Source organism: Corynebacterium sp. H130 (assembly GCF_037572395.1).
Lineage (GTDB): Bacteria > Actinomycetota > Actinomycetes > Mycobacteriales > Mycobacteriaceae > Corynebacterium.
Genome location: NZ_JBBHLA010000004.1, coordinates 120082 through 144564, shown reverse-complemented (window position 1 = coordinate 144564; position 24483 = coordinate 120082). Strand labels below are relative to the sequence as shown.

The following is a 24483-nucleotide window of genomic DNA, read 5'->3' as shown; positions in this document are numbered from 1 at the left end:
GCATTAACACCCAGCGTAGCGAGAAAGCACCGTTTCCACAGGACAAAAAATTGACATGACCAAGATCGGGTGCAATGACAACGACATCAACGTTGTGCCTTGCTACACCCAATCGGAGGTGAGATTGTGTGACTCACACTGGATGTTTCGCCACGCCACCACTGAAACGGACTTTTTCAGGCACGATTGGTTCTATATCCTTGCCCGAATTTTTTGAAGAAAAGGTCACCGTAGTGAGCGCCTCCGTTCAATCTGACACCGCACGCGTTGTGGAAACTGCACTGGTCCAATTCGCGGAAGTCGGATTCGATGAAGCCAAGATCGACACGATTGCGCACGAATCGGGAATGTCCAAGCGCATGATCCACTACCACTTCGGTGACAAAAAGGGCCTGTATATGGAAGCCCTCAACCTCGCGATCGCTCAGCTCCGCCCGGAGCCACAGGACATGGAGCTTGAGTCCACGGTTCCTGTGGAAGGCGTTCGGAAGGTTGTCGAGGTCATTTACCGTCGCATCACTTCCCACCCACATGCGGTGCGACTGATGGTGCTGGAGAATCTCTTTGACTGGGGTGGCATGCGTGAGTCCGCTCCCCTAGCGGATCAGTCCAGCGTGCTGCTTCAAATGGACAAGCTGCTTATGATGGGCCAGGATGCTGGTGCTTTCCGTTCGGGCATTTCAGCGGTGGATGTCTACTCGATCATCACGTCGATCTGCTACCACCGCACGGTCTACTCCGCGACCTTCAACAACCTTTACTCCATCGACCTTCTGGACGAGGCCAACTTCGAAGGCAATCTCAACTTGGTGGTCGACACGGTGCTTGCATTCCTCACATCCAACCTGGGATCACGCGAGGAAATGAGCTACCTGAAGTTGCGCGCCGACGCCGGCGATAAGGGCGCCAGCAGCGCAATTTACGACGACTCCCTCAATTTCTAAGCGGTTTTTTCCTTCTCGGAACGCGTGATCAGCTGAGGCTCCGCCTCGCCACGCGCGACCTCTGCGGAGATGACAACCTCGGCAAGATCCTCACGGTCAGGGATGTCGTACATGATCGGCACGAGAATCTCTTCCATGATGGAGCGCAGGCCACGCGCACCGGTCTTGCGATCCAGTGCCAGGTCAGCGATAGCTTCCAGAGACTCAGGGGTGAAGGTCAAGGACACGTCGTCCATCTCAAACAGTCGCTGGTACTGCTTGACCAGGGAGTTGCGCGGCTCAGTGAGCACCCGAACGAGCGATTCGCGGTCCAGGTTCGTCACGGTCGCAACGACCGGCAGACGACCGATGAATTCTGGGATCAGACCGAACTTCACCAGGTCTTCTGGGCGCACCTCAGAGAAGATGTCCACCTCGTCACGCTCGGCTTTCGACGTCACTTCAGCGCCGAATCCCAAGCCCTTCTTGCCTCGACGGGCCTCGATGACCTGCTCCAGGCCAGCGAATGCACCCGCCACGATGAACAGGATGTTGGAGGTATCCAGCTGGATGAACTCCTGGTTCGGGTGCTTGCGACCGCCTTGAGGTGGCACGGCAGCGACGGTACCTTCCAGGATCTTCAGCAATGCTTGCTGCACGCCCTCACCGGACACGTCACGGGTGATGGACGGGTTCTCGGACTTGCGGGAAATCTTGTCCACTTCGTCGATGTAGATGATGCCGCGCTGCGCACGGGCAACGTCGTAGTCAGCAGCCTGCAGCAGCTTGAGCAGGATGTTTTCTACGTCCTCGCCCACGTAACCCGCTTCGGTCAGCGAAGTGGCATCGGCGATGGCGAATGGAACGTCGAGAAGCTTGGCGAGTGTCTGTGCGAGGTACGTCTTGCCGGAGCCTGTTGGTCCGAGCATGAGGATGTTGGACTTGGCGAGCTCGACTTCGTCGTCCTTCTTGCGACCAAGATTGCGGGCTTCTTCGGCACGGATGCGCTTGTAGTGGTTGTACACCGCCACTGCGAGCACGCGCTTGGCACGGTCCTGGCCGATGACGTACTTATCCAGGAACGCGGAAATCTCGGTTGGCTTTGGCAGCTTTTGCTCGTTGCTCTGCTCCGCAGCGGCAGCCCCAAGCTCCTCTTCGATGATCTCATTGCACAGCTCGATGCACTCGTCACAGATGTACACACCGCCACCGGCGATGAGCTTTTTCACCTGCTTTTGACTCTTGCCACAAAACGAGCATTTGAGCAGGTCAGCGCTTTCTTGCATGCGTGCCATGGGTGTATTCGATCTCGCAATCTTCGGCCAGGTTCCAAGGGGAGATGCCCTACCATACCGCATATTTCTAGCCGGTCAACAATGCCCCGCCGTGACTAGGCTTGTGCCTATGACTCTTCACACTGTGACCTACGGTTCCTCATCCGAAACCCCACTCGTGCTCCTCGGTTCTCTCGGTTCCTCCGTCAAGATGTGGCTCCCGCAGCTTGACCATTTTTCCGCCTCCCGCCAGGTAGTCGCGGTTGATCTGCCGGGGCACGGCCTGTCCGACACCGTCGCACCAAGCGTTGAGAGCTTTGCGACGGCCATCCTTAACACGCTCCCGTTTGAACAGTTCGACCTCATGGGACTGTCCCTCGGAGGTGCGCTTGCACAACACATCGCTTTGAACCACCCTGATCGAGTGCGCCGGTTGGTTCTGGTCTCCACCGCCCCGAAGTTTGGAGAATCAGACGCCTGGATCCAAAAGGCAGCTGATGTTCGCGCCGGAAAGCTGGATGAGTTCTCCCACGGCACCCTTGAGCGTTGGTTCTCCCCTACCTGGCGGGCTTCCCACCCAGCTTCCTACGAATACTGGCGCCAGATGGTGTCCGGTTCCCCTGCTGAGGGCTACGCGCTGGCCTGCGAGGCACTTTCCGGGTTCCATAACACTTCTTTGGAATCAATTACGGTGCCGACTCTTATCGTCGCCGGCGAACAGGACACCTCTACCCCACCATCTGTGGTGCAAACCCTGCAAGCTATTCCGGGATCCCGTTACGAGGAGTTCTCCCCTGCTGCACATTTGCTCAATGTAGAGCGGGCAGCGGAGTTCAATGCCTTAGTGGAGGAGTTCTTGGGTTAGAAAAAGCGCCTGAACTGGCTCAGAAGTCCAATTCAGGCGCTCATCTTCGCGCGCTGATTACTTGTTCAGCTTGCGGTAGTCAAAGACCTGGTCGATGATGCCGTACTCGACTGCTTCAGCGGCGGTCAGGATCTTGTCACGATCCGTGTCGATGCGGATCTGCTCTGCGCTCTTGCCGGTGTGGTGAGCCAGGGTGGTTTCCATGAGGGAACGCATGCGCTCGATCTCGCGGGCCTGGATTTCAAGGTCGGAGACCTGGCCTTGGACGCCACCGGTTGCTGGTTGGTGAATCAGAACGCGAGCGTTTGGCAGTGCAGCGCGCTTACCTGGGGCACCGGCTGCGAGCAGGACAGCTGCAGCGGAAGCAGCCTGGCCGAGGCAGACGGTCTGAACGTCAGGGCGGACGTACTGCATGGTGTCGTAAATCGCCATCAACGAGGTGAAGGAGCCACCTGGGGAGTTGATGTACATGGTGATGTCGCGATCTGGGTCCATGCCTTCAAGCACAAGAAGCTGCGCCATGATGTCGTTGGCGGTGACATCGTCAACCTGGTTCGCCAGGAAGATGATGCGCTCTTCAAAGAGCTTGTTGTATGGGTCCGTGGTCTTCGTGCCGTAAGCGGACTGCTCGACGAACTGTGGAAGGACGTAACGGGAAGTTGGCATCTGCATGGTGAAACAGTCCTTCCTTAGTTTGTGAGATCGCCGTGCTTGGCGTGCTCGATGACGTGGTCGACGAAGCCGTACTCCTTGGCCTGCTGCGCGGTGAACCAACGGTCACGGTCAGAGTCCTTGGTGATCTGTTCGAAAGTCTGGCCGGTGTGCTCAGCGATCAGCTCCGCCATCTCGCGCTTGGTGTGCGCGAACTGCTCAGCCTGGATCGCGATGTCGGAAGCAGTGCCGCCGACGCCGGCGGAAGGCTGGTGCATCATGATGCGAGCGTGTGGCAGGGCGTAGCGCTTGCCCTTGGTACCTGCGGAGAGCAGGAACTGACCCATGGATGCAGCCAGGCCCATGCCGTAGGTAGCAATGTCGCATGGGGAGTACTTCATGGTGTCGTAGATCGCCATGCCAGCGGTCACGGAACCACCTGGGGAGTTGATGTACAGCGAAATGTCGCGAGTTGGATCCTCAGCGGAAAGGAGCAGGATCTGCGCGCACAGCTTGTTGGCGATATCGTCGTCCACCTGGCTACCCAGGAAAATGATGCGCTCACGGAGCAGACGCTCGTAGACGGAGTCGCTCAGGTTCATTCCGTTTGGTGAGGTCATGAAATCCCTACTTTCTAAGTTTCGTTAGCAACCAATGTAACGCACGAAGCTACCGGAAAATGCCCGTGTTCGCTGTCAGCGTTGCGAGCACTCAAGAATGCACAAATCTGCAGTTCATCTTCAGGCCGGTCGCTTATGTACGCAGCTAAACACTGTGCTTGTTACAACCTGCACAAACAAAAGTTCCCGGGCATAGCCCGGGAACTTCTTTAAAAGGCTTTAGGCCTCTTCGGTTGCTTCCTCTTCCTCAGCACCGAAGTACTGAGCTGGGTCAACATCGTTGCCGTCTGCGTCCTTCACGGAGGTCTTGCAGATAGCAGCGGCGAGAGCCTTGCCGCGGCGGACGTCAGCGAACAGGTTCGCGATCTGGCCGGACTGGGTCAGCTGCTGCACGAACTGGTTTGGATCCATGCCGTAGGACTGTGCGGTGAACAGGATGTGGTCGGACAGCTCCTGCTGAGAAACCTCTGGCTGCTCTTCCTCAGCGAGAACATCGAGGAACAGCTGGGTACGAACTGCTTCTTCAGCGGACTTGCGGGAATCCTCGTCGAACTTCTCACGAGTGGTGCCCTGCGCCTCAAGGAGGGAGTTGAACAGGTTCTCGTCGCCACCGAACTGGCCGAGCAGCTGCTGAAGCTGGCCCTGGACCTGCTCCTCGACGATGGACTCTGGGAGTGGGAACTTGGACTGTGCGAGAGCTTCCTTCAGAACAGCGTCGCGAATTGCGCCTGCCTGCTGAGCCTTGGAGTTCTCCTCGACCTGCTTTGCCAGAGACTCGCGCAGCTCTTCGATGGTGTCGAACTCGGAAGCCATCTGAGCGAACTCGTCGTCAGCTTCTGGGAGCTCACGCATCTTGGTCGCGGTAATCTCAGCCTTAACGACGGCTTCCTTGCCTTCGTACTCAGGCTGGGTCAGGGTGGTGGTGAACTCAGCAACTTCGTCCTTCTTTAGACCGATGAGGGCCTTGTCCAGGCCTTCGATAAGGTCGTCGCTGCCGATCTCGTAGTTCATACCCTCGGTGGTGGCCTCTTCAACTGGCTCGCCGTCAACGGTGGCGGACAGATTGATGGTGACGAACTCGCCCTTCTTGAGCTTGTGGTTGTGATCCTTCAGGGTGCCGAAGCGCTCACGCAGGTGATCAAGCTCGTGGTCGATAGCGTCCTCGCCAGCTGCAATGGAAGGAACCTCGACGGAGATCTTGGAGAAGTCAGGGACGGTGATCTCTGGGCGAACATCAACGTCAGCGGTGAACTCAACGAGCTCGCCGTCTTCCAGCTTGGTGATGTCGATGACTGGCTGGCCAATGACCTTGAGCTCGTGCTCATCCACTGCCTGGGAGTAGCGGGAAGGAATCATGTCATTGATGACCTGCTCGAGCACTGGGCCACGACCGATGCGTGCTTCCAGAAGCTGGCGAGGAGCCTTGCCCTTACGGAAACCCGGGATGGAAACCTGCTGAGACAGCGTCTGGTAGGCCTGGTCGAATTCAGGCTTGAGTTCCTCGAAAGGAATCGAGGCGGTGATCTTGACGCGGGTTTCGCTCAGCTGCTCTACAGAACTCTTCACGAGTAAATCTCCTGGGGTTAGTTAGTGCGAGTAAGTTAAGTCAACACTCTACCGGTGGCGTTTTCAGCCTAATTCAACGAGGGGGTCTTAACCATACAAAGAAACAAAAACGAGGTACCACTTTCGTGATACCTCGTTATTTTGTCGGGGCGACAGGATTTGAACCTGCGACCCTCTGCTCCCAAAGCAGATGCGCTACCAAGCTGCGCCACGCCCCGATCTTTGTTCCGCTTGTGTGCGGTACGAGAGAGTACTTTACACAGACTTAACAATGGAAAGCAAAACGGCTGGCAGAAAGTGTTTTTCCACTGCATCTTCCGCGCAGGATTCAGTCATTGTGGCGTTAGGTCGGTGCTGCGCCAACAGCAGGGTGTAGATTCTGTTGGCTGTTCAAATCTGCACCCTCCTAAACGTAAATCAGCCCCGTGAGACCGCATAGCTGGGTGTAGATTTTGCCGACAGTTCAAATCTGCACCCTCCAACGCGTAAATCAGCCCGGCACAACCGCATAGCTGGGTGTAGATTTTGCCGACAGTTCAAATCTGCACCCTCCAACGCGTAAATCAGCCCGGCACAACCGCATAGCTGGGTGTAGATTTTGCCGACAGTTCAAATCTGCACCCTCCAACGCGTAAATCAGCCCGGCACAACCGCATAGCTGGGTGTAGATTTTGCCGACAGTTCAAATCTGCACCCTCCAACGCGTAAATCAGCCCGGCACAACCGCATAGCTGGGTGTAGATTTTGCCGACAGTTCAAATCTGCACCCTCCAACGCGTAAATCAGCCCCGTGAGACCGCATAGCTGGGTGTAGATTTTGCCGACAGTTCAAATCTGCACCCTCCAACACGCAATCCAGCCCGGCACAACCGCATAGCAGGGTGCAGATTCTGCCGACAGTTCAAATCTGCACCCTCCAACACGCAATCCAGCCCGGCACAACCGCATAGCAGGGTGCAGATTCAGCCGACCGGCGAAAACAATGTCAGAGATGCGAAAAACCGCCAGCTAACTGGCGGTTAAAATTGGAGGGAATGACGGGAATCGAACCCGCGTCACCAGCTTGGAAGGCTGGGGTAATAGCCACTATACGACATTCCCAAGTGTGGTACGAGCGATAACTATAGCGCACTGCGACTCAGGCACCAAAATTCGCTGGACCGTTATAGAACTGTGGCGCACAGTAGACCATTTTAAGCTTGAAGCTCTCTAAAATCGAGGGGCATGCAACCTAAGATTATTGACGCTGTTACCGGACAAGATTTGTGGACCGCATCCGAGTGTGCGGAGTTTTCTAATACCGCTCGCGGTACTTTTACCAGCTATGCCGGACGTGGGCGCGCCCCGAAGCCGGTAGCCAAACTTCATGGCCTTACTTTGTGGAGTTCGGATGAAGTAAAGGAATGGGCTGCGGGGCGCGCTAAAGCGAAGAAGTAGCTTATTCAGCTGGGAGAGCTGGTGCGATGCCGGTCTTCTCGTAGTCGGCGAGGATGTCGATGCGACGCTGGTGACGCTCGGCCTGGCTCCATTCCTGGTCGAGGAACGCGTCGACAATGGCGAGCGCCTCTTCCTGCGTGTGCATGCGGCCGCCGAGGCCGATGAGCTGTGCATTGTTGTGCTCGCGCGCAAGGCGTGCGGTCTCAGGGGACCACGCGAGTGCGCAGCGGGCACCCTTTACCTTGTTTGCGGCGATTTGTTCGCCGTTGCCGGATCCGCCAAGAACGATGCCCAGGGAACCTGGGTCGTTAACCGTGCGGGATGCAGCTTCAATGCAGAAAGCTGGGTAATCGTCGTCGGCATCGTAAGTGTGGGCACCGCAGTCGATAACTTCATGGCCCAAGCCACGAAGATGCTCAGCGATGATGTTCTTCATTTCGAACCCTGCGTGGTCCGCTCCTAGGTATACGCGCATGTAAGCAATTGTAGTTGTTCGTCACAAAGTTGGACGAATAGCGATCTTCGGGGCTAGCGTCGGAGATAACACCTTGCTTATAGGAGAATTTGCTGTGCCTCATGCGCCCGTCGTACGCACCGTACGCCATGACATCAATGCCAAGCCTTTCATCGTTATTTGGGAGGTGACTCGCGCCTGCGCTCTGGTGTGCAAGCACTGTCGCGCGGACGCGCAGCACGAACCGAATCCGAACCAGTTGACGCTCGAAGAGGGCAAGAAACTGCTCGAAAATCTTGCTAGCTACGACAAACCAAAGCCACTGGTGGTCCTCACTGGCGGTGACCCGTTTGAACGCGATGACCTCGAAGAGCTCACCCGATATGGCACCGAGCTGGGACTGAATATCTCCCTCTCCCCTTCCGTCACCCCAAAGCTAACTCCAGAGCGGATCAACCGTCTCCGCGAAGCCGGCGGCAAGGCAATGTCGATGTCGTTGGATGGTGCCACCCCAGAAACTCATGATGCGTTCCGTGGGTTCTCGGGCACCTTCGATAAAACCGTCGCTATGGCGCCTGTGATCAATGAAGCCGGATACCGCCTTCAGATCAATTCGACACTCACCAAGAAGAACATCCACGAAGCCCCTGCGCTGCTCAAGACGGTCATGGAGATGGGCGCCAAGATGTGGTACGTCTTCTTCCTGGTCCCTACTGGCCGTGGCGCCGCCCTCGACGCGCTGAACCCCCAGGAGCGCGAGGATGTGCTGCACTGGCTCGCCGATATTTCCAACCGCATCGCAATCAAGACCACCGAAGCACCTCAATACCGTCGCGTGGTCATTCAAAACGAACAAGGCGTCCCATATGAAGGTGGCGCACTGTACCAGGAGCTGACCGAAAAGACCGCCAAGCTGCTTGGAGCAGTCGCGGAGAACCCTCGCCCGCCACGCCCACCGATGGCCGTGAACTCCGGTTCCGGTTTCGCGTTCATCGACCACATCGGCGACGTCTACCCCAACGGATTCCTGCCGATGCACTGCGGAAACGTCAAAACGCAGGACTTCCACGACATCTACACCAACTCGCCGGTATTCAAGAAGCTGCGTGACCCTGATTCTTGGCACGGTAAGTGCTCGGTCTGCGAATTCCACAACGTGTGCGGTGGCTCTCGCTCCACAGCCTACGCATTGACCGGCGATGTCAGTGCGTCCGACCCAACGTGCGTTTACATCCCACCAGCATGGGATGGTCCTGTAGACGTCGTGAAGCCCGCGGAAATGACCTTGCCGATCCGCGTCGTGGAGGCAACCGCTGCACAGTCATAAGGTTGCGGTTCTTGTCGGCGTCGCCCTGCTCCTGACCAGTTGCTCGGCGGCGCCTGAACCATTCCCACTGGAGGTTCGGCCAAGCGACCCGAAAACCGGCTACACGCGGGCGGCATTCGGTCAGGCCTGGTCAGACGACGTCACCACCGAATTCGGCCACAATGGTTGCGACACCCGCAACGACATTCTGCGACGCGACCTCACCGACGTCACCCTCAAACCCGGCACCCGCGGCTGCGTCGTACTCAGCGGCACCCTGAACGACCCCTTCACCGGCACCAGCATCGACTTCCAGCGCGGGAGCAAACAGGTGCAGATCGACCACGTCGTTGCGTTGTCGAACGCGTGGCAAACCGGGGCGCAGCAGCTTGACGACGACGCAAAGCGCAACTTCGCCAATGACCCGCTCAATCTCATTGCTGTCTCGGGCGAAGAAAACATTCGCAAAGGCGATGCGGATGCAGCCCGGTGGCTACCGCCAAACACCGAGTTCAGGTGCGCCTACGTGGAACGACAAATCGAGGTCAAGCGGAAATACCACCTCTGGGCCACGCCCGAAGAACGGGATGCGATCGAGCAGGTTCTCAAAGAATGCCCCACAAATAAGTGATCTTTAGCGCCCGCAATGCGAAGCTCAAGAAAAGGGAGAAAGATAACGAATAGGTCACTTTCGCCACTTGATTAAGAGGTTTCCTTGTCTGCCACCAAGCCTTACCTTGCCCTATTCACCGCTGCCGCATTGTTACTCACTGGGTGTTCTTCCTCCTCCGATACCCAAGAGCCAAAGGGCATCGCTTCCATCCCAACGTCCTCGGAAACCCCAAAACCTTCCAAGACGGAAAAGCCTTCTAAGGAATCCAAGGCGCCTGAATCGAAAGCTCCTGAGTCACCGGCACCCGAAAAGGTCGAGGTGAAGGAAGAAAAGGCGCCTGTCGAAAAGAAGCAAGAGGCACCAGCTCCTGCTCCCGCACCGGCGCCAGCTCCCGTCGAGAAGCAGCAGCTTCCGCCAGCTAAGGTTCCGGCCGAAGCTCCTGCTGCCCCAGCCGCTGGCAACGTTGTTCACCCCGGAGCCTTTTGCTCGGGAGGAACGGGAGTAACCAGCAAGGGCACACCAATGGTCTGCGCGCCAGGAAAAGATGGCCGCATGCGCTGGCGCTCCGCCTAATTTTTCCGGGAACATTTCCTCACGTAGCCACATTCAATTGACGTAACCTATTGAACTGCTACGTGAGGAGCTTCCCGTGAAGATCGCTAAGGCTGTTATTGCTTCCCTGTTGTGTGTGTCCCTGACTGGCTGCATGAGTGTTCAGCTGCCTGGCAAGGAAGATGAGTCTTTCAATTCTGAAGGTGGTCGTTTTGAGAAGCGGGGCAATGAGATCATCGATCATGGCATGCCTCAAGAAGAAAAGGACGCGAAGAAGAAGGAAATCGAGGAGTTGAGGAATGGTGCTCCTGGCGCGTCCAAGGCTCCGAACAAGAATTCTCCGCTGCCTGGTGGCGAAACCGAGGAAGTCACTTTTGAGTTTGAGTCTTCTGAGCCGACGGCGAATATCACCTACACAACGGAAAATGGCGCCGAGGCCAAGGAAAACCAGAAGATGCCATACAAGGTGAACGCTAAGACCTTCACGGCAATGGGCGCTGCGTCTGTTTCCCCAGCACAGACGACGAAGTCTAATCACAAGGCCACGTACACCTGCCGCGTGAAGAAGGGGAACAAGGTGATCGCAGAGTCGGTGAACTCTTCCATTGTGGCCAGCTGCATTTGGACCGACTCTGACTTCAAGTAGGTGAGCCGTGAAAACACGACAAGTTTTTGGCGCTATGGTGGCATGCTCACTCATCACAGCATGCTCGACCAATTCAGGGACAACTGATCCCGAGAAACCGTCTGCAACGGAAACACATGTGCTCCAGACCGCGGTGCCCCAAAACATAACGACGCCACCGACCCCGTCCGATCGGCCACCAAAGCCGATGAGCGAAGCGGTTCTGCACGAATACATGAAAGACAGCGGACTGAAGTACGACAGGAAGCAGCGCACCGTTACCGTGACCTTTCACGGCGATGGGGTTGCAATTGCAACCATCGACAAGGGTTCGGCTCAGAAAGTGTCGCTCCCGTACACCACGGACATCACCACGGACGATTACTACATCAACGCCACCGCGGCGACTCCAGATAGAGAACCACTCAAATGCTCCGCCTACTACCAAGGGAAGCTGTTATTTGAGCGCACCGCGCCACCGGATGGCATCAGTCAGTGTTCGGTTCCGGGCCAACTTTTACAGGACATCGATGAAGGGAAGGTGATTCTGTAGCCCCAAGCGGTATCAAATCTGCAACAAAATGCCGAGTTTGCAGGCATGCTTCATGATCCTTGACTCAAAATGAGAGGACCTGTTCAACCTATAAAAATGAGGAGACTTCATTGAAGTTCGCAAAGCTTGCTGTGGCCGGTATTCTCTGTTGTTCACTGGCCGCGTGCTCATCGGGCACTCCAGAAAAAGCCCCAGAAAAGGAGGCAGAAAAGGCGCCAGAAAACCAGAGCAACAACAATGCACAGGCCACTCCTGGCGCCACCTTAGCTCCGGAACAGCCAAAGCTCGGTGAATCCTTCTTCGAGGAAGTCACCTTCGAGTTTGACTCCAGCGCTGGCAAGGCAACCTTGTCTTACACCGATGACAAGGGAGTCGTGGATCTAGTCGACCAACAGATGCCCTACACCGTCAAGGCCAAAACACTGAAGTCAGCCGGCATAGCCTCGACTATGCCTGTCGATATCTACTCCGTCGACCCCGCGGCCACCTTCACCTGCCGAGTATTGCAAGGCGACAGGGTGATCGTAGAGGAAAAGGACTCCCCAACCGGCGCCAGCTGCATGTGGTCCGACGCTAACTTCTAGTCGAATTCCGGTCGTTCGTTGCGGGAGCGCTTGATCTCAAAGAAGTGTGGATAGCCGGCGAGGGCGAAGGCACCATCAAAGATGCGCCCAGCGTCCTCGCCTCGCGGAATGCGGGTGAGGACTGGACCGAAGAACGCGGTGTCCCCCAGCTTGACCACTGGGGTTCCCACCTCGTCGCCCACTTCTTTCATCGCGGATGCATGGAAGTCGCGCAACGCCGCATCCCACTCGTCAGTGTTGGCAACAGCTGCCAACGAGGCTGGCAAACCAACCTTTTCCAGAGCAGTTGGGATGAGATCGTCGTAGCCACCAAAGCCCCTACGCCCACCGTTTCCATCGTTGTGCACCATCGTGCCCAGAACCGTGTACAGCTCATCTACCTTCTCTGGGTAATCGGTGGCGACGGCAGCGAACACGCGGGCTGGCCCCCAGTTCGCCTGCATCTTTTCCATGTATCCGGGATCCAGGTCTCGGCCGTCGTTAAGCACAGACAGCGACATCGGCACCCACTGCACCGAAATGTCGCGCACCTTCTCTACTTCCTTGATCCAGCGGGACGTAATCCAGCAGTAAGGGCAGGACACATCGAACCAAAAAGTGACGGTGGAAGTCATCGGAAAAGCTCCTTTTCGACGGGGTACATTGGAGTCAATTGTAGAGAAAGGACACCATGACTTCTATCAATTTGACGCGGGCCGAAGCACAGCAGCGCTCCGAATTGCTCCAGGTAAAGCACTACGACATCACGCTTGACCTGACCAAGACTGACGACACTTTTGAGTCCCTCACCACCGTAAAGTTCACTGTCAAGAAGGCCGGTGACACCTTCATTGACCTGCGTGCCAATCGCGTCAGCGCGACGCTCAATGGCGAAGCATTCGATGGTGACTACTCCCCAGAAAACGGCCTCCAGCTCAAGGGCCTCCAGCCGGGCGAGTACGAGCTGGTCGTGGACGCCACCATTCCTTTCTCCCACACCGGCCAGGGCCTGCACCGCTTTGAAGACCCAGCCGATGGCAACACCTACCTGTACACCCAGTTCGAGACCGCCGATGCCAAGCGCATGTTCGCCTGCTTCGATCAGCCTGATCAGAAGGCCACCTATTCCATCACTGCGACCACGCCGAAGGACTGGAAGTTCATCACCAACGCGGCAACCACCATTGAAGACAATGGAGACACCGCAATCCATAAGGCTGAGGTTGATTATCTGCTGTCCACCTACCTCGTCGCTGTTTGCGCCGGCCCTTACTACGAGATCCGCGACACCTGGAAGGGATCGCTCACGCACCATCCAGAAACCCCAGCTGACCAGCCACACGAGCTAGAAATTCCACTCGGCATTTTCTGCCGTGCCTCGATCGCCCAGAAACTGGACGCGGACACCCTGTTCGAGCAGACCAAGCAGGGCTTCGACTGGTACCACCGCAACTTCGGCTACGCCTACCCATTTGGCAAGTACGACCAGCTCTTCGTACCGGAGTTCAACATGGGCGCCATGGAAAACGCTGGCTGCGTGACCTTCCGCGACGAGTACGTCTTCACCTCCAAGGTCACCCGCTACCGCTACGAGCGCCGCTGCGACACGGTCCTCCACGAGATGGCCCACATGTGGTTCGGCGACCTCGTCACCATGCAGTGGTGGGACGATCTGTGGCTCAATGAGTCCTTCGCCACCTGGTCCGCCGCCATTTCCCAGGCCGAGGAAACCGAGTTCGATACCGCGTGGGTGACCTTCGCCAACGTGGAGAAGTCTTGGGCATACCAGCAGGACATGCTGCCTTCCACCCACCCTGTCTTCGCAGATGCGACCGACATCGAAACCGTGGAAGCGAACTTCGACGGCATTACCTACGCCAAGGGTTCCTCCGTCCTCAAGCAGCTGCAGGCCTACGTTGGACGCGAGGCCTTCATCGCCGGTGTGCGCCGCCACTTCGCCAACCATGCCTTCGGCAATGCGACTTTTGGCGACCTCCTGCAGGCATTCGAAGCGTCGTCCGGCCGCGACCTGTCCACCTGGGCTGACCAGTGGCTGAAGACCACGGGCATCAACAAGCTCTCCCCTGTTTTCACCGTCCAGGACGGCAAGTACACCTCCTTCGCCGTCACCCAGGAAGGCGCTCATCCAGGTGCAGGTGAGCTGCGCACCCACCGCGTCGCTGTCGGGCTCTACTCGCTTATCGACGGCCGCGTCCAGCGCACCCACCAGGTAGAACTGGACATCGAAGGCGCAACGACTTCCGTGGACCAGCTGGTGGGCGTCGATAAGGCGGACCTCATTTTGGTCAACGACGATGACCTCACCTACTGCCTGATGAACCTCGATCCTGATTCCCTGGTTTTCGTGCAGCAGCACATCGCCGATATTGAGGATCCGATGGCCCGCACTCTGTGCTGGTCCGCAGCGTGGGAGATGACCCGCGCAGGAGATCTGAAGGCACGCGACTTCGTTGCGCTCGTGGCAGCTGGCGCAGCTTCCGAGTCGGAAATCGCAGTTCTCGAGCGCATTCTGTTGCAGGCATCCACCGCTGTGACCTCTTACGCCGATCCGGCATGGGTGAAGGAAACCGGCAACGACATGCTGGCTGATCTGTTGCTCGATGGTGTGGAGTCTAAGACCGGCGACTACCAGCTGGCTTTCGCTCAGGCGCTGGCTAAGGTACGTCCGAATGAGCGCGCAATCGCTTACTTCCGAGGCATCCTTGACGGCAATGCCCCTCAGGGCCTCGACATTGATGCTGACCTGCGCTGGTGGGCACTGACCGCGCTCATTGCCGCGGGCCACATCGAGGATGCTCCTGCAGCCATCGCTGCCGAGCAGGAACGCGACAAGTCAGCTTCCGGCCAGAATTCCGCTTGGCGTGCCGAGGCCGCAATCAACACCGCGGACAACAAGGCTGCAGTGTTTGAGACCTTGTTGGATTTGGAGAACCCGCTGTCCAACCTCAACACCCGCCACAAGCTGGAAGGCCTCACCTTCGCAGGCAGCTCTGAGAATCTGCAGCAGTTCAACGAGGCCTTCTACCAGCGTGCGGGCGCATTCTGGGATGGAGCATCCTCCGAGGTCGCACGCGCAACGCTCACCGGATTGTTCCCTACGTGGGACATCACCGAAGAAGGCTTGGCTCGCGCTGACAAGTTCCTGGCCACCAAGCCGATCGCTGGCCTCGAACGTGTTGTTTCCGAGGCCCGCGACCGCGTGGCACGCTCCCTGCGTCTGCGAGCCATCGACGCAGCGGAGTAGTCGTTAGGCTTGCAGTCTGCGCAGCGCGAGGAGTGCAAGCCCAATACCGGCGCAGAACATGGCGATGCCCACCAGGATCATCGCGTTTGCGCCGGTCTGAGCCAGTTGGGTTTTAGGCTTGCTGGCTTGCTTCGCCACAGCTTCGGGAGTTTCACCCTTGGCGGTGTTTTGCGTCGCGTTTTTGGTTGCGCTCACGTTTCGCTCTGGAGCTTCGGAACTTCCCTGAGAAGCATGCTTCTTGGCAAGAACGAGCGCTCCGAGGCCCGCTGCTCCCGCTACGAGTGGCCAATTGGAGCTGCCTTTAGTCGGTGGCGTGGTGGGCTTCGGTGCCGGCGTTGCCGTCGTGGTGGGCTTTGGGACTTGCGAGGTCGGCTGCGTGGTCGGCTTCGGTGCCGGCGTTGCCGTCGTGGTGGGCTTTGGGACTTGCGAGGTCGGCTGCGGTGCCGGCGTGCTCGTAGGTACCGGTACCCCGGGCTGCTCCCCCGCCTTATCGACGACATCGAAAGTGATCGTGCCAAAGTCGGTCTTCCACGTATCCGACTCCACTTTCACTCGGATCTTGTAAGTTCCCGGCTTGGTGAAAACCCAGTTGTTGTGAAGGTGGATCCGTCCGGTGCGCTCAAAAGTGGACTTGTCCTTTGAGTTAGCCAGCATTTCCTCAACGCCGACGATCCCCTGGGTAAAGGCAAACCACGCTGCGCCTTCAGGTTGCTCTTCCGTTTCCAGGGTGAATTGGACCCGGTCCTTGTCTCCGAGTTCCGGTAGGTGCTCGGTGGAAAATCCTGGCCACACGATTCCAGGTTGTTGAGCCTGGCCGAGCACCCATGCTTCGGACACTCCCTTCAGGAAGTCGAATCCTTCGACGTCGCCACTGACTTTTTCTTTCGATCGTGGTGTCACGACGAGCGTGACATCTGATGGCTTTCGAACCACGCTGTCTTTTGCGTGCTGGCCCGAGTCGTCGGTAATCATCAGCTGTGTGGTGCCATCGATGTTTCGGGGCCCGATGTCGATGTGGCCTCGATCGATTCGGACTGCTTCCCCTTCGGCTGGCGGTTCAATCGGTTCCGGGGCTGCGGTCGTCGTTGGTGTAGCACCGGTCTGCATCGTAAACGCAGTTTCGCCTTGCCCATTTGGGAAGCTTTCGGTCACTGCTCCAACATTGGTTTTGGAATCTGGGATGAATCGAAGGCGCAGCTCCATATCTTCGCAGTCTGTGCGATTTTGGATGCTGGTTCGACTGCCTGGGGCGGAGATGAAGTCGATCGGGCAGACAGGGAATTCCTCGTCTGGTCCACTGTAGTAGCCACCGATTACCCGGTATGACAGTCGATCGTCTTGCGGATTCGTGGTGATGGCGACCATGTCCATTCCAACCGGGTGCTCTTGCGAGGTAACCGAAATCCCGGGCTCTGTCACGGTGATTTCATCGGTGGTGAATGCAGGGGCAGGATCCTGAGTCGTAGGTTCTGGGTAGCTCCCGGAAGCGGTGGTGCTGGTCTGCTCCATTCCCGGAGTGAACTCAATGGGCTCCGATGCCCAGGCCTTGTTGTCATCAGAAATGTAGACAGCTTGAAGATTCGACTGCTGGGAACCCAGCATTTCATTCCACTGCCCCACGCCTCCGGACACTGGAACTTCGGCGAGGTAGTGACCATCAATGAAGAACACAACATGGCCCGAGTCCGACTCGTTTCCGGTATCGAGGCTCAAACTAGTCAGATCGCCGTCGCCAGGCTCAACAGTAAAGGTGGGGCCAGAATCCATCGTGCTGGCAGCGTCAAACTTCGCTTGGACGTCGCCAAGCCCCTGCGCACTTGGCTTAGAGCCGCCAACTTGCCACGCGACGGTCTGAGGTTCCGAGGCGATGAGGTTGCCTGACTTGTCGCGCGCGGAAGCTCGATAGGTGATCAGGTATTGGCCGGGTTTGGTGAAGGTTGTGTGGTTGTGCGTGTGGTTTCCTGGTTCGACCCAGGTGCTGCGAAAGCCAGGGTCATGGCTGGACAGCATGCGGGTGACGGGGAAATCTTCGTCGCTGTAGCCGAACAGCTCCATGTGGCCGGGTCCTTCGAATCCAACGAGGTCGAGCTGGAAGGATTCGTCGCGAAACTCTGAAACCGGAATCCCGACATCGGCGCCGAACCCAATCCAGATAGGGAAATCACCTGTGGGAAATGGGTGCGCCCAATATAGCTGGTCCCCTTCATTCCCCAGGAAGCTCATGCGTTCGTCCGCAGGGACCTCAAAGACGTATTGGGGGTTGCTGGGGTCTCCCCGACCGATCCAGTTGGCGGTGTCTTCGATTGGCAGTTGCTTGCCACCAAATTCCGACACCAGGTGAAAGTTCTTTCGGCCTTCATCCCATGTGATTTTCGGCGAATCAATGTGCCTTTGGGTTGCCAGGGTTTTGTCGTCGTTGGGTCCAGCATGAGCGGCTACGGGAGCGATTCCGCCCAGTAAAGATGCGACGAGGATGCAGCTCAACATTCGACGTGAACGATGCATGACTGCCTTTCATGAAAACTAGTGCCAATAATGTATTGACAGTAGCTTCCAATAATGTTTTCGGTCAAACGTGAAGCCCAGTCCGCTACACCCATCAGATAGGCTGTTATCCATGAGGTTCACCCCACTGCGCACGTTCACCGCACTAGCCTGCTGCCTACTCAGCCTTTCAGCTGCAGGCTGCTCGAAGGACAACGTGCAAACTGGTGACGAACCACAGACTTCCTCCGAGGCCACACGCCCCAACTCAAGCCCAACGCAAAGTACGCACGCCACCGGATCCGCGTATCTCAACGGCATCCAGATCCTGCCACCGGGTACCACTGCCGTGTGCGCAACTCACGGAAAAGATACGACCGTGATTATTGGGGACATGCCGTCGAAAAGCGCAGCGAGCGTGATCATTGACGACAAGGGCGTCCGCGCACTGTCCATTTCCGATGCCGAAGATGCCGTCGAATTCACCGACCATGCGATCCAGGTTGAGATGACGAAGGTGGACGGGGTCACGACAATCAGTGGCGAGGCCGAGGGAACACGCGTGTACTCGGGACAGACCCAACTCTTCCCGATGACGTTCATCATTACTGCTTCTTGCGTCTAGTTCCGCTAACCTAGTTCGGTGATGCAAAGCCAAACTGTTCAGGACGTCTCTTCCTGGTGGAACAACCCCACTACACACATGTGGCTCATCGAGCGCCCTATCCAGATCGCCCTCATTTTGGTGATCGCAGTGGTGGCGAATTGGGTGCTGCGTCGTGTGGTGAAGAAGGTTGTGCAACACACTATCGACACTCCCCCTCGCCTGCCCACCCTCGGACCGCTGCGCCCGGGAGAGAAGGCGCCGAAGATCACACATGATCCGCGTCGCGACGCCCGCATCCGTACCCTCGGTGCCGTCGCCACCTCGGCCCTTGCCCTGTTCGTGTGGCTATGGGCAATCATCGCGATCCTTTCCGAGCTCGGCGTCAACGTCGCCCCCATCATCGCGTCCGCGGGTGTTGTCGGCGTTGCCCTCGGCTTCGGCGCCCAGTCGCTGGTGAAGGACTTCCTCTCGGGCATCTTCATGCTGGTGGAAGACCAGTACGGTGTCGGCGACATCATTGATGTCGGCAGCGTGTCCGGCACCGTTGAGGATGTGAGCCTGCGCCTCACCACGCTTCGCGACGTCGATGGCACGCTTTGGTTTGTCCGCAATGGCGAAATCCTGAAAGTCGGCAACTTCAGTCAGGGCTACGCCATTGCCCGCATCGACATCCCAATCGCCTTGGACAACGACATTAAGCTCGCCAAGGAAACGCTGCTCGCCACGGCCCGGTCCGTCGCAGACGAGGAAGACATCAAGCCCCACCTACTGGAAGCACCGGTCCTCGACGGCGTCAACTCCGTGGACATCGACCACATGATCATCCGCCTGCGTGTCAAGACCAAGCCAAACCAACAGTGGTTGGTGCAGCGTGAAATGCTCGCCCGGATCATCCCATCCCTGGGCCAGGTAGGCATCGAGCCCCCTTATCCACGCCTGCCACGACCAAACGCTAGCGAACCGAAAGCCGATTAAATGACCTTCTACGACTCCGTCGGCGGCGAAGCCACCTTCAACAAGCTGGTCCACGAGTTCTACATCCGGATGCGCAAAGACGACCTCATTGGTCCCATGTACCCGGATGACGACTGGGAAGGCGCCGAAGAACGTCTCCGCTGGTTCCTCGCCCAATATTGGGGAGGCCCCCAAACCTTCTCCGAAAACCGAGGGCATCCGCGACTACGCATGCGCCACGCCCACTTCTCCATCGGAGTCCCGGAAGCCGAGCGCTGGCTAACCATCATGAAGGAAGCCCTGGACACCATCGACATGTCCGAAGAACATCGCGCAGCCATGTGGGATCACATGGTTCGAGTCGCAGACATGCTGATTAACCGGGTGGAGCGAGGGTAAGTCGTGGGGCGCGCCCCACGACAACGATAATCCCCGTTAGATATTGGCCACTTCAAAAGTACTACAGGCCCATTATCTAACGGGGATTATCGTCCTCGTGAAAACGAGGCGCCAGCCCCAGCCCCTAAACCAGCAACCCCAACCCCTGGTTCTGGTACACGGATCCGAACGGCGCATCGATGCGGGTCCATCGGCCACATTTGGATACTCGCAGGTGTCGCGGAATATCCGGACGAGCCCCGATTCCAGGGATCAATCCGAGCGATGTGCAGGCAAAAATAAGTCGCATCGACACAGCAGCAACCGCCGACTCGTTTGATACTTCGATGACGGTTTGGTCGAGCAATGATTTCGGAGGGCCCATTGGCCCAGAAAACTGACGCGCGAGGTCGCGACCTTGGTCCGCGAGCTGGTGCACTACGTCGACAGGAAGCACGTCGAGTTCTTGCCATCCGTCATGAGGCGGAAGCGCGCCCGGCCACGCCGCCGTGAGATCGCCTAGTTGTGTCCCGTCTAGGAAAGCTGTCGCCGAGAAGGTACCCGGTGCTTCGTTGAGGGTGCCTGTGATGCGTCGAGAAGCGAGCACGTTGAAGGGCGTGGTGACGAAGATGTCGAGTTGGTCGTCCGGGAGCTGTTGAACGCGGGCGAGGGCTTGACTATCGAGAGCAATGGCTCGCTGGAGCAGGGTTTTCAGCCCCTGCTCCCCTGCAGTGATGTTCACTCGTTGTCCTGACCTGGGGTGAGGGCGGCTTCAGGCGTCGAGACGCTTGCGAGCACCTTGCGCTCATGTTCCTCGATGGGGCGCGGGCGACCGGTTTTGAGATCGACGGTGATTTGCACACATTCGACGACGCAGGCGATCGCGCCGTGTCGGTCCTTGACGTTTTGGACCGTGGTGAAGGAGGTGGTGCCGATGTGCACGACCTGCGTCTCGACGATCACTTCCATCGTGTCCGGCATGATCGCGGAGAGGTAGTCGATCTTCATGCTACGCACAAATGCTGCTGGCATGGCGTGGCCTCGCTCGACGAATTCCTCCATCGCGAAGACAGCGCGCGCTTCCTGCGCCAGCTCAATGTACGACGCATTGTTGATGTGGCCGAAACGGTCGAAGTCGCCCCAACGCACCGGGATCTTTGTGGTGTGGACCGGCCCATTGGTCAATCGGTTATTCGTCTCGGCCATCGCATACTCCTTCACAGTTTTCGAACACATCCAGCCTAACTAGTTTTACACCCTCCCACCGCACAAACTAGTTTTGGACTAGAAATTAAATGCGTGTCACTGCGGCGGAATCCCCTTGGTCAGCTCCGGATGCTGCTCAGTTGTCACAACAACTGGCTCTGGCGGTGGATTCTGGACTCCAAGCCACGCCGGAAGCCTAATGCCCGGCGAGAGCTGCGGCAGGAAGTGAGCGATCAACCCGATCACGCCCGCAACCAGCGGAATGGCGAGCAGCCACCACCAGCTCCCCTCGGAACTTCCGCCTGGCTTATCGACGTCCGTCGGTGGCTCACTCGTGCAATCTGGACATGGCTTGTCCACCGTTGTCGTGACCGTCGTCGTGACAACTTCCGTGATGGTCCCTGGAGTTTCTGGCTCAGGTACCACCACAGTGATGGTGACGGGTTCCCCCGGAGCGGTAGTCGTCGGCTCGATGGTCTGAGTTACCGTGACCTCCGGGTTAGTGACTGTCGTGGTGACCACATTGTCTTCCGGTACGACGACCGTGACCGTCACGGTTTCCGTGGCTCCCGGCTCGGTTGGAAGCGTCGTGATCGTCGTGCAGTTGCATGGCGTCGTGACAGTAGTCGTAACCGTGACTGGTGGTGGCGCATCGATCGTCGTTGGAACCTCGATCGTGGTTGGATTATCGATCGTGGTCGGCACCTCGAGAGTCGTAGTAATAACGACTTCTGACGTCGTTCCCGGCAGCGTCGTCGCAATGGTAGTCGGGACGCTAATGGTGGTTGGGATCTCGACCGTCGTTGGAATCTCCAGCGTCGTCGTGACCGGTTCCGCCGTGACTTGTTCAGTCACAGTGGCAGTTGCCGTGATCGTTTCTGCCGGAGGGGCGTCGATCGTCGTTGGAACCACGATGGTGACTGGATTCTCGATCGTGGTCGGCACGCTGAGCGTGGTTGGAATCTCGACCGTCGTAGGAATTTCCAGGGTTGTCGTCACTGGATCAGCCGTGAACGACTCGGTCACCGTTGCAGTTACGGCTGGTTCGGTCGTGACAGACGTAGTCGTGTTCATAACCGTCTCGGTTACTGCCGGTTCCGTCGTGACCGAGGTGGAGGTTACAGTTTCGGTCTGAGTTGTAGTGACAGTCGTTGGAAGCACCGTTGCAAATGCCTGCGCAGACAAGGTTTCTACGACCAGATCAGCGCGTGTGGTGTACGGCTGGAACGTCGCAACGACAGTTGCCTTGTTCGTATGCAACTGTCCATAGCTAAGCGGATCCATTGCACCATCTAGTACTCGACACGTAGTTTTTGCTCCGGGAGCCAAACTTGTCGCATCACAAGTGATTTGATCAGGCGCAAAGTAACTGTCGGTCAGCTGGAAACTTGTCATTGGAGCCTGACCGGTATTCGCTACCTCAAAGGTAAAGGCAGGCACTGCACCGTTTTCGACGACCACCGCGCTTGCTTTGTCTGGCGCCTCCACACCGTTGATGAATTTCTTCACAGTGAAACTGTGTGGCAACGGTGGTTCTGGGATGGCAAACACAGGATTGGTTACCGAGTAGTTTGGATCCAGTGAGCCCACTGTTACCGTCGCATTATTCACGTGCGGATCGGACGTCTCGGTGGTCGGCAAACTGCCGTAGCAGGTGTAATTCGTGCCCGGCTCAATCAATGGTAGCCACACTGAAGGTTCGATCGTGGGATTGGCTACTGGATCACTGACCATCGGCTGGGCCATGTAAATCCCACCACCGCCACCACAGCGAATCAGGCCGCGCGTGCTTTCCATGCCGATAGGATCCAGGATCACATCCGAAAGGACGTCATCAACTATCCTTCCTTCGGTAATCACGGTGTTGCTGTTGTTTTCAACAATGAACCGGAAACACGTGTTAGTAGGCATCGGTTCCAGGATTGGATCCGCCGTTGGCCCAGCAAACTTCGGCGTTGGCCCCATAGGGTCCATGCCTTCACAGGTTTGCCTTGGAATGATCACAATCCCGTCAGCTACCGCGTCTGCGTCGTACCATCCGACAATTCCCTCAGCACTTCTACCCCAAACCTGCTTCTTGAGTCCCACGTCAAGGGACAACGCATCGGTGTGAACGTACACAGTCTGCTGAGCACTCATTGGGGTAGCGGTGTTTGCGCTCACGGCAGTGACCGTGACGGTGTGACTGTATTCCGTATTTGCGTCAAGCCCCGGGTATTTCTGTGCAGCAAAAACGACGGTTTCACCAGGAGCAAGGGAATAAGGATTGCCATTCTGGGCATAGAAGTAAATGCTCGGATCATTAGAAGCAACTGAAACATTATTCAGCGCTTCATTGCCATAGTTGGTAACTTCAACAAAGAAGTCGAGTCCGCGCCGAATCATGACTAGCGGTCCCGGAGACACGTTCAAGTCTCCAGGCCCAGCCAACGGCGAGACGGTTTCGGTCACGGTCATTTTCGGCGCTGACGCGGAGTAAGCGTACCCCGTAGATTCGGCAGTTAATTGAGTTGGGCCTGAAGGTGGCGTGACTGTGGCGGTAAGATTCGCAGTCCCGGAATAGTTTGCTTCCGGCCCGATCGGGCTGAGTGTTGCAGTACAGGTCATTTCCTCGCCGATAGCAAGGACATCCTTTAGGCAGCTCAGATTGTTTACCGTCGGGTCCGCAACGCTAATCGACGTCAGCTCCAGGTCACCCATGTTCTTGACCAAAAACGTTACAGGCACTTCCGCATCGCTTGGAATCAAAACACCTGGCGCTTTTTGAGTCGCAACACCACTGATCATCTTGGTGAATTGGACGTTCGCCACTCGGGTGAGGAAAGTCAGCGGGTCACTACTGCTGATAGTTTGCCCGGTGGCCATATCAACCGCTGTGGCCACGACTTCGTAGGTATTGGTTTCCGCAGTATTCGCGTACGCAATCGCGCCATAACACGTCACGTTCTGGCCAAATTCAATCGTGCCACCCTGAGTCCACGGAGCGCCCGCAGAGTCAAAGCATTGGAAATCTTCCGCATTTGCCGGCTGCTGGATCTGCACATCCGTCAGCACCATGCCGTAAGGTGCTTGAATTCCTGTCTGTAAACACGCCTTTTCCTGTCCCGGCAACAAATCTACTGGGGACCCAGGACAAGTCATCTGAGGCAATGCCCTCACAGAGCCGAAACTGCTACCAACGTAGAACAGGTCTGTTCCACCTTCTGGGTAGCCAAAGACACCGGAATTGACGTACATAGTCTCAGATGGCTGAGGCGGAGGTGGCAAAATTTGCGCCTGCGATTGCCCCGCTAGGGAAACCATCCCTGAAGCCACAACTGCGGCGACAGTTAGAATCGCTACAACCGCTCGCCAAATGGAAGCGCTAATCCGACAGGCCATGTCAGCACCTACGATCTTTTAAAGAATCCAATTTTCAGACAAATTTATGTTCTTTAATCGTAGAACTTTCGCAGGTAAAAGACATTTGGCAAAAATTTTCCACAGAAAAGATCAGAATTAACCTGTATTCATTCACCCCAAGGAAAGAAAACGCTTAACTGACCCTTAATGGGGGGATATTTCTGATCGAGCTGCACCCCCATAGC

General features: G+C 57.1%; 23 protein-coding genes and 2 tRNA genes. 13 read left to right on the top strand and 12 right to left on the bottom strand.

Annotated elements, in window-relative coordinates; translation table 11 throughout:
- Positions 1 to 233: 233 nt before the first annotated feature.
- Entirely contained in the window at positions 234 to 944 is a 711-nt protein-coding gene (locus tag WG939_RS08815) for a TetR/AcrR family transcriptional regulator (protein WP_339984828.1), read from the top strand.
- Here the strand turns inward: WG939_RS08815 and clpX are convergent.
- A complete protein-coding gene (clpX, locus tag WG939_RS08810) occupies positions 941 to 2218 on the bottom strand; it encodes an ATP-dependent Clp protease ATP-binding subunit ClpX (protein ID WP_339984826.1) in 1278 nt (425 codons plus the stop codon). The genes WG939_RS08815 and clpX overlap by 4 nt on opposite strands.
- 109 nt (positions 2219 to 2327) lie before the next feature.
- Here clpX and WG939_RS08805 point away from each other — a divergent pair, with 109 nt between their 5' ends.
- Positions 2328 to 3062 (top strand): alpha/beta fold hydrolase, encoded by a 735-nt coding sequence (locus WG939_RS08805; protein WP_339984824.1) that lies wholly within the window; start codon positions 2328 to 2330, stop codon positions 3060 to 3062.
- Positions 3063 to 3119: 57 nt separating this feature from the next.
- Here the strand turns inward: WG939_RS08805 and WG939_RS08800 are convergent, their stop codons facing one another.
- From WG939_RS08800 to WG939_RS08780, 5 genes are all read right to left on the bottom strand, one after another.
- Positions 3120 to 3734 carry an ATP-dependent Clp protease proteolytic subunit gene (locus WG939_RS08800; RefSeq protein ID WP_339984822.1) on the bottom strand — a complete coding sequence of 205 codons (615 nt, stop codon included), beginning with the start codon at positions 3732 to 3734 and terminating at the stop codon, positions 3120 to 3122.
- A gap of 17 nt (positions 3735 to 3751) precedes the next feature.
- Positions 3752 to 4333 carry an ATP-dependent Clp protease proteolytic subunit gene (locus WG939_RS08795; protein WP_339984820.1) on the bottom strand — a complete coding sequence of 194 codons (582 nt, stop codon included), beginning with the start codon at positions 4331 to 4333 and terminating at the stop codon, positions 3752 to 3754.
- Positions 4334 to 4552: 219 nt separating this feature from the next.
- Positions 4553 to 5899 carry a trigger factor gene (gene tig / locus WG939_RS08790; RefSeq protein WP_339984818.1) on the bottom strand — a complete coding sequence of 449 codons (1347 nt, stop codon included), beginning with the start codon at positions 5897 to 5899 and terminating at the stop codon, positions 4553 to 4555.
- Positions 5900 to 6043: 144 nt separating this feature from the next.
- A tRNA-Pro gene (locus WG939_RS08785) sits at positions 6044 to 6117 on the bottom strand.
- 808 nt (positions 6118 to 6925) lie between these two features.
- Positions 6926 to 7000: transfer RNA gene (locus tag WG939_RS08780), tRNA-Gly, on the bottom strand.
- A gap of 123 nt (positions 7001 to 7123) precedes the next feature.
- On the opposite strand from WG939_RS08780, the gene WG939_RS08775 reads away from it, so the two are divergent.
- Positions 7124 to 7336, top strand: coding sequence for a helix-turn-helix transcriptional regulator (locus tag WG939_RS08775; protein WP_339984816.1), 213 nt, complete (start codon positions 7124 to 7126; stop codon positions 7334 to 7336).
- Position 7337: 1 nt separating this feature from the next.
- Here the strand turns inward: WG939_RS08775 and WG939_RS08770 are convergent, their stop codons facing one another.
- On the bottom strand, positions 7338 to 7811 hold the full coding sequence (locus WG939_RS08770; protein ID WP_339984814.1) for a ribose-5-phosphate isomerase: 474 nt from the start codon (positions 7809 to 7811) through the stop codon (positions 7338 to 7340).
- Positions 7812 to 7905: 94 nt separating this feature from the next.
- Between WG939_RS08770 and WG939_RS08765 the strand changes: the two genes are divergently transcribed.
- The 6 genes from WG939_RS08765 to WG939_RS08740 all read left to right on the top strand — a co-directional run bounded on the left by WG939_RS08765 (position 7906) and on the right by WG939_RS08740 (position 12023).
- Positions 7906 to 9117: a TIGR04053 family radical SAM/SPASM domain-containing protein gene (locus tag WG939_RS08765; RefSeq protein ID WP_339984812.1), complete on the top strand. Its 1212-nt coding sequence runs from the start codon at positions 7906 to 7908 to the stop codon at positions 9115 to 9117.
- Complete coding sequence (locus tag WG939_RS08760; RefSeq protein ID WP_445227896.1) at positions 9104 to 9727, top strand: HNH endonuclease family protein; 624 nt, start codon at positions 9104 to 9106, stop codon at positions 9725 to 9727. The genes WG939_RS08765 and WG939_RS08760 overlap by 14 nt, the downstream gene beginning before the upstream one ends.
- Positions 9728 to 9811: 84 nt before the next feature.
- Positions 9812 to 10282, top strand: a complete 471-nt coding sequence (locus WG939_RS08755) for a hypothetical protein (protein WP_339984810.1) — start codon at positions 9812 to 9814, stop codon at positions 10280 to 10282.
- Positions 10283 to 10358: 76 nt separating this feature from the next.
- A complete protein-coding gene (locus WG939_RS08750; RefSeq protein WP_339984808.1) occupies positions 10359 to 10907 on the top strand; it encodes a hypothetical protein in 549 nt (182 codons plus the stop codon).
- A gap of 187 nt (positions 10908 to 11094) precedes the next feature.
- Entirely contained in the window at positions 11095 to 11439 is a 345-nt protein-coding gene (locus WG939_RS08745; protein WP_339984806.1) for a hypothetical protein, read from the top strand.
- 110 nt (positions 11440 to 11549) lie between these two features.
- On the top strand, positions 11550 to 12023 hold the full coding sequence (locus WG939_RS08740) for a hypothetical protein (protein ID WP_339984804.1): 474 nt from the start codon (positions 11550 to 11552) through the stop codon (positions 12021 to 12023).
- On the opposite strand, the gene WG939_RS08735 is transcribed toward WG939_RS08740, so the two are convergent.
- Positions 12020 to 12637, bottom strand: coding sequence for a DsbA family protein (locus WG939_RS08735; protein ID WP_339984802.1), 618 nt, complete (start codon positions 12635 to 12637; stop codon positions 12020 to 12022). The genes WG939_RS08740 and WG939_RS08735 overlap by 4 nt on opposite strands.
- 56 nt (positions 12638 to 12693) lie before the next feature.
- Here WG939_RS08735 and pepN point away from each other — a divergent pair, with 56 nt between their 5' ends.
- A complete protein-coding gene (gene pepN, locus WG939_RS08730; RefSeq protein ID WP_339984799.1) occupies positions 12694 to 15267 on the top strand; it encodes an aminopeptidase N in 2574 nt (857 codons plus the stop codon).
- A 3-nt stretch (positions 15268 to 15270) separates the two neighbouring features.
- Here the strand turns inward: pepN and WG939_RS08725 are convergent, their stop codons facing one another.
- Positions 15271 to 17772: a choice-of-anchor M domain-containing protein gene (locus WG939_RS08725; protein ID WP_339984797.1), complete on the bottom strand. Its 2502-nt coding sequence runs from the start codon at positions 17770 to 17772 to the stop codon at positions 15271 to 15273.
- 112 nt (positions 17773 to 17884) lie between these two features.
- Here WG939_RS08725 and WG939_RS08720 point away from each other — a divergent pair, with 112 nt between their 5' ends.
- Genes WG939_RS08720 through WG939_RS08710 form a run of 3 tightly spaced genes read left to right on the top strand, consistent with a single transcriptional unit; the run spans position 17885 to position 19711 of the window.
- The gene (locus tag WG939_RS08720) at positions 17885 to 18376 is read left to right on the top strand and encodes a lipoprotein LpqH (protein WP_339984795.1); all 492 of its coding nucleotides are present in this window, start codon (positions 17885 to 17887) and stop codon (positions 18374 to 18376) included.
- A gap of 21 nt (positions 18377 to 18397) precedes the next feature.
- Positions 18398 to 19333, top strand: coding sequence for a mechanosensitive ion channel family protein (locus WG939_RS08715; protein WP_339985235.1), 936 nt, complete (start codon positions 18398 to 18400; stop codon positions 19331 to 19333).
- Entirely contained in the window at positions 19334 to 19711 is a 378-nt protein-coding gene (locus WG939_RS08710) for a globin (protein WP_339984793.1), read from the top strand.
- A gap of 124 nt (positions 19712 to 19835) precedes the next feature.
- Here WG939_RS08710 and WG939_RS08705 read toward each other — a convergent pair whose 3' ends face one another.
- From WG939_RS08705 to WG939_RS08695, 3 genes are all read right to left on the bottom strand, one after another.
- On the bottom strand, positions 19836 to 20432 hold the full coding sequence (locus WG939_RS08705; protein ID WP_339984791.1) for a hypothetical protein: 597 nt from the start codon (positions 20430 to 20432) through the stop codon (positions 19836 to 19838).
- Positions 20429 to 20896, bottom strand: a complete 468-nt coding sequence (locus WG939_RS08700) for an acyl-CoA thioesterase (protein WP_339984789.1) — start codon at positions 20894 to 20896, stop codon at positions 20429 to 20431. Before WG939_RS08700 ends, WG939_RS08705 begins: the two co-directional genes overlap by 4 nt.
- A gap of 96 nt (positions 20897 to 20992) precedes the next feature.
- A complete protein-coding gene (locus WG939_RS08695) occupies positions 20993 to 24163 on the bottom strand; it encodes a hypothetical protein (RefSeq protein WP_339984787.1) in 3171 nt (1056 codons plus the stop codon).
- Between the last annotated feature and the right edge of the window lie 320 nt (positions 24164 to 24483).

What these genes read in the sequence shown, in the direction of transcription:
- clpX (WP_339984826.1), bottom strand. Translation starts at nt 2,218, where the DNA reads ATGGCACGCATGCAAGAAAGCGCTGACCTGCTCAAATGCTCGTTTTGT.
- WG939_RS08805 (WP_339984824.1), top strand. Translation starts at nt 2,328, where the DNA reads ATGACTCTTCACACTGTGACCTACGGTTCCTCATCCGAAACCCCACTC.
- WG939_RS08800 (WP_339984822.1), bottom strand. Translation starts at nt 3,734, where the DNA reads ATGCAGATGCCAACTTCCCGTTACGTCCTTCCACAGTTCGTCGAGCAG.
- WG939_RS08795 (WP_339984820.1), bottom strand. Translation starts at nt 4,333, where the DNA reads ATGACCTCACCAAACGGAATGAACCTGAGCGACTCCGTCTACGAGCGT.
- WG939_RS08775 (WP_339984816.1), top strand. Translation starts at nt 7,124, where the DNA reads ATGCAACCTAAGATTATTGACGCTGTTACCGGACAAGATTTGTGGACC.
- WG939_RS08770 (WP_339984814.1), bottom strand. Translation starts at nt 7,811, where the DNA reads ATGCGCGTATACCTAGGAGCGGACCACGCAGGGTTCGAAATGAAGAAC.
- WG939_RS08745 (WP_339984806.1), top strand. Translation starts at nt 11,095, where the DNA reads ATGAGCGAAGCGGTTCTGCACGAATACATGAAAGACAGCGGACTGAAG.
- WG939_RS08735 (WP_339984802.1), bottom strand. Translation starts at nt 12,637, where the DNA reads ATGACTTCCACCGTCACTTTTTGGTTCGATGTGTCCTGCCCTTACTGC.
- pepN (WP_339984799.1), top strand. Translation starts at nt 12,694, where the DNA reads ATGACTTCTATCAATTTGACGCGGGCCGAAGCACAGCAGCGCTCCGAA.
- WG939_RS08725 (WP_339984797.1), bottom strand. Translation starts at nt 17,772, where the DNA reads ATGCATCGTTCACGTCGAATGTTGAGCTGCATCCTCGTCGCATCTTTA.
- WG939_RS08720 (WP_339984795.1), top strand. Translation starts at nt 17,885, where the DNA reads ATGAGGTTCACCCCACTGCGCACGTTCACCGCACTAGCCTGCTGCCTA.
- WG939_RS08715 (WP_339985235.1), top strand. Translation starts at nt 18,398, where the DNA reads ATGCAAAGCCAAACTGTTCAGGACGTCTCTTCCTGGTGGAACAACCCC.
- WG939_RS08710 (WP_339984793.1), top strand. Translation starts at nt 19,334, where the DNA reads ATGACCTTCTACGACTCCGTCGGCGGCGAAGCCACCTTCAACAAGCTG.
- WG939_RS08700 (WP_339984789.1), bottom strand. Translation starts at nt 20,896, where the DNA reads ATGGCCGAGACGAATAACCGATTGACCAATGGGCCGGTCCACACCACA.